This window comes from uncultured Veillonella sp., from assembly GCF_905209685.1.
Classification (GTDB): domain Bacteria; phylum Bacillota; class Negativicutes; order Veillonellales; family Veillonellaceae; genus Veillonella.
In genome coordinates, this window is record NZ_CAJLUB010000092.1 from 1 (window position 1) to 7,795 (window position 7,795).

Consider the following 7,795-nt stretch of genomic DNA (forward strand, 5'->3'; position numbering starts at 1 on the left):
CCCCTGAAGAAATGGGCATGCCTAAACGTCACTTAACTGATACTGCAGCAGTGACTAAATTCGTTGGTTAATTCGTTTGATTTAGACATGACCTCAGTTGGTCCTCGTACTGTCTTAAATCTAAACCTATTATCATAATTACCAGAAGAACCCCCTAGCTTAGGCTAGGGGGTTTTTCTTTTGATATCAGGTCATAATTGTAGTATAATAAAAACATTAATTGTATACACTTATATGAGTAACAACTAATGTGTTGTTACTTTTAATTAATTATAGAGATATATAATCTATTTGAATAAGAATGGATATGAACAAATATGAGGCTATGTGTAATGAGTGCACTTACTTAGCCTAGATGGAGAGTTTTGTATTCAATAATTTAGATTCTGTATAAATGGGAGTATTAGTGTTGTAGAGTGTTATACAAGGGGAGGCCATAATGAATGATATGTTATTAGAATATATCGATCGCATGATTGATCAAGAGAAAGACCATCGTGTTTTTCCTGTAGAGTTTAACGATAAAACCTATTATGTAAAGCAAGATATCAGTAATCGCCGCTCTAGTTGGATTAAACCATCTCCTAGAGCTGCCTTTGATTATGAGTTCTATAAAATATCCTTTATAAATACACAGCTACCTGTAGCGCCTGTCATAGCTGGATTTAGAGAGCATTATTTCGTTACAGAAGGATCTGGTAAAACATTAACCTATTATAGCGAATTGCCGGCTCAACATCCTGATGATGATAGCTTACAAGATATGGTGACTCATATCTTCTATATCTTTGGTAAAACATTGGGACAACTCCATGACTATGGTTTATCTCATGGGCGCCCTGCCATGAGAGATATTACCTATGATCCTGATACAGATAAGATTACTTTGTTAGATTGGGAAAATGGCCGTCGTTGGCCAGAATTAACACCGCAAGGTTGGGATTTACTTATCTTCGTTCATAGCTACTTACGTGAGGATAATTTACCGATTTCTTACCTATATGCCATGATGAATGGCTATAGCTCCGCCCGTACAGCTCGAGATACTGTATTGCATGTGAAAGATGTCTTACGCAACCACGAATATTTATTTAAGTTCTGTCGTATGCTAAATCCGTTCCATTTTGTAGATACAGAAGCAGCTGTTAAAGCCTATGACTTCATGTTAGCCTTGAAAACCGAATAGTGTTGAACTTAAGCGGTTTAACATACCAGTACTATTTCTAATGGTGCTTTGTAGTGCTTGTAGACCTTTACGGTTCTTAGTTATATATAGCTAGGAATTGGTAAAGGTCTTTTTGTATTTATAAGGACCTTATTGCTTTAATACTGCTGTAAGCTTAATGAAATATATGTCATTGCTTTTGAATCTATATAGCTGCTATAAGAAGTATATATTTACCGCTATAAGTACAGTGTTTGAGTCGTAGTTCCCAGACTTTCACAATGATTACCGTAATTACTCTAGAGGGGGTTGTCGAGAGGGACCCTCAGGAATATAAGAGGGTGAAAGGAGGTGATACGATGGCTAACATTAAACGCACAAAATTGGTATTGCGCTTTAACATCGGCACTGAGGATGCGCCGAAGTACAAAGACGTAACCTATACACGTGTTGCAGAAGAAGCGTCCGACGATAATGTGAAAACCGTTGGTAATGCGCTGGCAGCCTTGTATGACCACAGCTTGTCCGACGTGGTCCGCGTCAATGAAGTATCTTTAGGACATTAATTGTAGATTGTCTACATATTCTTGTTTTAAGTGCTCTAAACACATCCTAATTGATGATTTCATACATCCTTACATAGTCGTAAAAGGGGTAGAAATCGCAAGTCCACACATTCCCATCCTTATTGATATGAATCATAGATAGATCGATTAAATCTAAGTGTAATTACTGAACTACAGAGATTATCCCATTCTATCTATATTTGAGAACTTGTTTATGAAACGTGAAAGGAGGCGCCCACATGGCGGAAAAACGCGTTGTATATCTTACATTTTCTACGGTCGGTGGTAAAAGCACATCAGTCACAATTAGTGCTCCTCGTGCTGGAATTACTTTACAAGATGCTAAAACAGCGGCTAATGCGCTAGTAGCTAACAAAGTAATCCTTGGTTCTGGTGATGCAGAACTTGCTGCATTTACTACGGCTCGTGAAGTAACAACTCAAACTACTGAATTGCAATAATCGTATACTGCAATTCGTTAAAAGGGCTCTCGCCGGTGGTGAGGGTCCTTTTATTATGGTAAAATATAAGGTATACCAATTAGGTATGGTAAAATGATTGTGATATGCCCAAAATTTGGTACATCATGTAACCCGAATGGGAATTATTTAAGGGGTAAAACAGTGGAATATATCATTTCGTTTATGGAAACTTATGGCTATGCAGCCATGTTTATTGCAATGGTTCTAGAAAATGCTAATATACCTATTCCTAGTGAAATTGTACTTGGTTTTGCAGGATATCTGATCGCTCAAGGTATATTTGATATGCATACGACGATGGTTGTAGGTACTTTGGCGGGCATTGTTGGCTCCATATTATCCTACTGGATGGGTGAATATGGTGGCCGTCCTCTATTATTGAAATACGGTAAATATGTATTCTTTAATGAACATAAATTTGAATTGGCAGAAAAAATGTTCAATAAATACGGCGGTGCTGCCGTATTCTTTGGTCGCCTTTTACCAGGTGTTCGTACTTTTATTTCCTTCCCAGCCGGTATGGCGCGCTATCCAATGTGGCACTTCATCATTTGGACGGTTCTTGGTACGATTCCTTGGACGATTTTGCTCGTTTACCTAGGCAAGGTGCTTGGTGAAAATTGGAAAGATTTGATCGAATACAATCATGAGTTCTTGGTTGTTATGGTTGTTGTATTTGTTATTATAGCTGCAGTACTGGGCTTTAAATACTATCGCAATCGTCGATAAGGAGGGGACTTATGAAACTCTCTCGCTTAACACCGGTCATGTTTATTGTATGGCTTGTGTTCTACATGTTTGGCAATAATATGTTGCCTGTTACCGATCCTGTTGAATCTAATTACGCGTTAACCGCGAAGGAAATGGTTCTTTCCGGTGATTGGTTGTCGCCTCAAATTTACGGTACTTATTGGTACGATAAACCGATTATGATTTATTGGCTCATCGCCCTTTGTTTTAAACTCTTTGGTATTGCTGACTGGGTGGTGCGTTTGCCGAGCGCTATCTTTGGTGCTTTGTCTGTGGCAACTATGTATCAATCGATGCGTACCATTAGTGGCAAATGGGCGTTAGGCCTCATTGGGGCATCCGTTCTAGGTACATCTCTCATGTTCTGGACCGTAGCTCATGGCATTATTACGGATATGGTGTTACTATATACGACATTGATGGTCATGATTTACTCCTATAAGGGGATGGTGGAACGGAAACCATATGCTATGATTGTAGCCTATGTATTTGCTGCGCTAGGTGTACTCACTAAAGGTCCTGTAGCACTTGTCTTACCGGGGATGATTTTACTTGTCTTTGCAGGTATTAATCGTTCTTGGTCCATGGTGAAAGCTATCTTTGACTGGCGAGGCATCCTTGCCTTTTGTGTAGTCTGCTTGCCGTGGTATGTGTATATGTACAGCGTTCACGGTCAAGACTTCATCAATGGCTTCTTAGGGCTACACAATGTAACACGGGCCACACAATCTGAACACCCTGAAGATAATGTGTGGTGGTATTATATCGCCATCTTCCTAGGTGCTTCTCTGCCGTGGACCGGTGCCGTTATTTATGGTATTATCGATGGCTTTAAACAACGACATACCGGTTTTATCTATAATATGACTTGGGGGGTAGGCATTCTTTTGTTCTATACCTTAATGGCTACAAAATATCCTTTATATACATTCGTCAGCTTAGTTCCATTTAGTGCTATTGGTGCTATGGGCGTTATGAAGATTATACGTAAAGGTAAATCTAGAGCGGTTAAATGGGTCATTATGGGACCTACCTTACTCTTATGGATTGCTTATGTAGCGGGATCATTCTTCGCTCCATGGGGCTTCTACTTCTTGCTCTATGTTGTGGCGGCCGTAGCCGTAATCCTTTTATTCCACGCATGGTATACGAAAAAAGGGTATCGTCTTGTTAGTGTCATTGTCCTAGGTACGATGGTTATTTCTTCCATTGTTGTGGTGGAAGGGTTAGAACCATTTGTTAAACAGCGGAGTAATATAGAAGTAGTGCCGGTAGTAGACTCTTATGATGGCGATATCTATTACTATAACGGTTACAGTACAGCTGCTGTATACTATACAGGTCATAAGATTATTAAGATCAATGGTGATGAAAGCCGTTGGGATGATCGGGATAAGTTGAAAAAACGCAGTGCTGAATGGTCTAAGAAATACCTTATGGAACAAGTTAACGAAGAGGAGTTTAACAAGATTATCGCATCTGGTAAACCTGTAATGTTAATCGTTCCCAAAGGAGAGATTAAGCACTTCCGTCAATCTTCTATTTATCCAAATGTATCTGAATCTAGCGAAGCAGGTACATCCGAGGTATATGTATTAAATAAAAAGTCTTTCTTCAAGTAAATATATACATATGCGATATCAGTAAATATATAGAGTATAACTAAATATATAGAGTATAACTAAATATATATGAAATAACTTAATACAATGTGTGAATAACGCGCATATAGAAACAGGTAGTATCTGATGGATACTACCTGTTTTGTATTTCGTGAGTATCTTTTGTTTGTTGTGCTAGTAGCTACTAGCTATTAGCTATTAGCTAGTATGCTTATTGTTATATGTGTAGTGGACTGCCTATATTGATACTTTTCGCACCTAAGCAATAATACCTACAATATTACTGTGTTTTATTGACATAATTAATACATATTGATATAGTAGGGTATAAATAAGTTTAGAAGACAAGGTATTCTAGAACCAGACTTCATCTAGGTTTTAGAAAAGTGTGAAAAATGACATGTGTCAAAAACGCCCCTTGTTGTGAGGTAGAAAGAGGGGAAGTTATGAAGAAGACATGGTATCTAATCATCGCAGCGGTTCTCTTGGTTATTGGCTGCATAGCCTATGGTTATTATGAACACCATAAACCAAAGACGGCACAAGAATTAAAGACTGTACGCGTAGCCTATTTACCAATTACTCATGCATTGCCAGTATTTGCTACAAAAGAGTTGGAAACGGCAGATGGTCCTGTTCATGTAGAGCTTGTTAAATATGGATCTTGGCCAGAGCTTATGGATGCGTTAAATACTGGTAAGGTAGATGCCGCAGCTGTTCTTGTTGAACTTGGTGTAAAGGCTCGTGAACAAGGCATTGATGTTCGTGCTGCTGCACTTGGTCATACAGAGGGTAATATTATTATCGTCAATAAGGATATTAACTCCGTTCAAGACTTAAAAGGCAAATCCTTTGCTATCCCTCATAAACAATCTACTCAAAAAATTCTCGTGGATTGCATGCTTGAAGAAGCGGGCCTTTCTGAAAAAGATGTACAAATCGTAGAAATGAGCCCTCCAGAAATGCCTTCTGCTCTATCGGTAGGTCAAATTGCTGGGTATAGTGTAGCCGAACCATTTGGCTCTCTAGCCCTTGAAATGGGAACTGGGAAGGTCTTTGAAGATCCTGACCATCTCTGGCATGATAATATTTGCTGTGCTCTTGTGTTTAATGGTCAATTCGTCGATGAACATCATGACTTGGCAAAAGCTTTCACAAAAGCCTATCTCGATGCAGGTAAATACCTAGATGAGCATCCAGAGTCCCAAAAAGAAATTGCCTTAAAATATTTAAAGTTTAAGGATCCTATTATTGAACGTTCCTTACAAGTGATTGGGTTTAAAGATTTAGCCCTTACAGAGGACCGTTATAATGCGCTTGTGCATCATATGACACATATTGATTTAATCAAAAAAGTGCCGACCTATTCAGAGTTTGTAGATACATCATTGTTACCATAGGAGGGGGACCATGAAGAAATATACATATGTGCCAGGTTCATTTATCGCAGCTTGGCTAATTTGGGAGTTGATCGTTCGACTCGGCGGTTTTAATGAAGCGCTATTTCCAACGCCATATAAGGTATTACTCGGATTTGGAGAACTTATAGGCGACGGTGTTCTTTTTAAAGATATTGCAGATAGTTTAGTGCGTTTCTTTATCGGTTACATCATTTCCGTTGTGGCTGGCGTATTCTTCGGCCTTATCTTGGGGTGGTATAAGGGGATTTGGAACTACATCAATCCAATCGTTCAAGTCATTCGACCAATTTCTCCTGTGGCGTGGTTGCCGTTTATCGTTCTCTTCTTCGGTATCGGTCAAGCACCAGCTATCGTTATCATCTTTATCGCAGCATTCTTCCCGGTGTTATTGTCCACCGTGTCTGCTATTCAAAATATTGACCCTGTGTACATCAAGGTAGCGCGCAACTTTGGTATTAAACAGCCAGAACTATTATTTAAAGTCGTATTACCTGCCGTATTCCCAGGCATTGCATCGGGTCTTCACATCGCCCTTGGTACGGCCTGGATCTTCCTTGTAACAGGGGAAATGGTAGGCTCTCAAACAGGCCTTGGCTTCCTCATTATCGATATGAGAAATAACTTGCGTAACGATCTCTTGATGGTAGCCATTTTGACCATCGGTTTCGTTGGGCTTTTACTCGATTGGGGCGTGTCCCTCATCGAAAAATGGATTTACAAACGTTGGGGTATTGAGAAATAGGAGGTGGCCTCATGGGTTACATTTCGGTGCGCAATGCACACAAGGAATTTATGAAAGATGGGGAACCACTCACCATTCTTGAAGATATTAATCTAGATATTGAAAAGGGCGAGTTTATTTGCCTCCTAGGCCCTTCTGGTTCCGGTAAAAGTACGCTATTAAACGCTATGGCGGGCTTTGAGCTCGTTACATCTGGTTCCATTACTATCGACGGTGAAGAGGTGAAAGCGCCTCAACTCAGATATGTAACGGTATTCCAAAATTATGGCTTGTTGCCATGGCGTACGGTGGAAAGCAATATTGAGCTAGGCCTTGAAAGTAAAAAGGTGCCTAAAGAAGAGCGTCCTGCTATCATCGATAAATACGTTAAAATGGTAGGCCTTGACCACGCTCGTAATCGCTACCCAGCAGAGTTATCTGGGGGCATGCAACAACGTGTATCCATTGCCCGTGCACTAGCGGTAGATCCAGATATTATCTTTATGGACGAGCCGTTAGGCGCCCTTGATGCGTTAACACGCATCAATTTGCAAGACGAAATCTCTCGTATCTGCCGCGAAGAAGGCAAGACGGTTGTATTTGTTACCCACGATATAGAAGAAGCCGTAGTCCTTGCGGACCGCGTCGTAGTACTAGCGGCAAATCCAGGCCGTGTACAAACTATCATCCCTGTGAACATCATCGACAGAACCGATCGTACATCGCCGAACTTTGTTAATATACGTAACCACATCTTCGAACAATTCCAATTGGCAAAAGAAGACAAAATCGAGTTCTATATTTAGTTTTATACATCTCAAAATAAACACCCGAGAACTTTTCTGCTTGGGTGTTTTATAATGGACAAAATTCTAAAATAATGTATACTATAAGTAGCTGAAGGATTGTAAGTGCTCCACTGAGTGCACAAAAGAAACCACCTAGGGACTACAACATACCTAGGTGGTTTCTTTAATTATAATGGACAAAATCCTAAAATAATGTATACTATAAGTAGCTAAAAGAGTAAGGAGTTCCATTAGTGTACACCTTAAAAGAACCACCCAA

At 39.8% G+C, this 7,795-nt stretch carries 8 protein-coding genes; all 8 read left to right on the forward strand.

Annotation, left to right across the window (positions count from 1 at the left end; all coding sequences use genetic code 11):
* Nucleotides 1–439: 439 nt before the first annotated feature.
* The 8 genes from QZ055_RS06970 to QZ055_RS07005 all read left to right on the forward strand — a co-directional run bounded on the left by QZ055_RS06970 (nucleotide 440) and on the right by QZ055_RS07005 (nucleotide 7,533).
* Entirely contained in the window at nucleotides 440–1,186 is a 747-nt protein-coding gene (locus QZ055_RS06970) for a hypothetical protein (protein ID WP_295825569.1), read from the forward strand.
* Nucleotides 1,187–1,524: 338 nt separating this feature from the next.
* Entirely contained in the window at nucleotides 1,525–1,731 is a 207-nt protein-coding gene (locus QZ055_RS06975; protein ID WP_009352393.1) for a DUF1659 domain-containing protein, read from the forward strand.
* 239 nt (nucleotides 1,732–1,970) lie between these two features.
* A complete protein-coding gene (locus tag QZ055_RS06980; protein ID WP_009352278.1) occupies nucleotides 1,971–2,192 on the forward strand; it encodes a DUF2922 domain-containing protein in 222 nt (73 codons plus the stop codon).
* 162 nt (nucleotides 2,193–2,354) lie between these two features.
* Nucleotides 2,355–2,942: a DedA family protein gene (locus QZ055_RS06985; protein ID WP_295825572.1), complete on the forward strand. Its 588-nt coding sequence runs from the start codon at nucleotides 2,355–2,357 to the stop codon at nucleotides 2,940–2,942.
* An 11-nt stretch (nucleotides 2,943–2,953) separates the two neighbouring features.
* On the forward strand, nucleotides 2,954–4,585 hold the full coding sequence (locus QZ055_RS06990) for a glycosyltransferase family 39 protein (protein WP_295825574.1): 1,632 nt from the start codon (nucleotides 2,954–2,956) through the stop codon (nucleotides 4,583–4,585).
* A 446-nt stretch (nucleotides 4,586–5,031) separates the two neighbouring features.
* Nucleotides 5,032–5,985: an ABC transporter substrate-binding protein gene (locus QZ055_RS06995; RefSeq protein ID WP_295825576.1), complete on the forward strand. Its 954-nt coding sequence runs from the start codon at nucleotides 5,032–5,034 to the stop codon at nucleotides 5,983–5,985.
* Nucleotides 5,986–5,995: 10 nt separating this feature from the next.
* On the forward strand, nucleotides 5,996–6,748 hold the full coding sequence (locus tag QZ055_RS07000) for an ABC transporter permease (RefSeq protein ID WP_295825580.1): 753 nt from the start codon (nucleotides 5,996–5,998) through the stop codon (nucleotides 6,746–6,748).
* A gap of 11 nt (nucleotides 6,749–6,759) precedes the next feature.
* Entirely contained in the window at nucleotides 6,760–7,533 is a 774-nt protein-coding gene (locus QZ055_RS07005; RefSeq protein WP_105089874.1) for an ABC transporter ATP-binding protein, read from the forward strand.
* The last annotated feature ends 262 nt before the right edge of the window (nucleotides 7,534–7,795 follow it).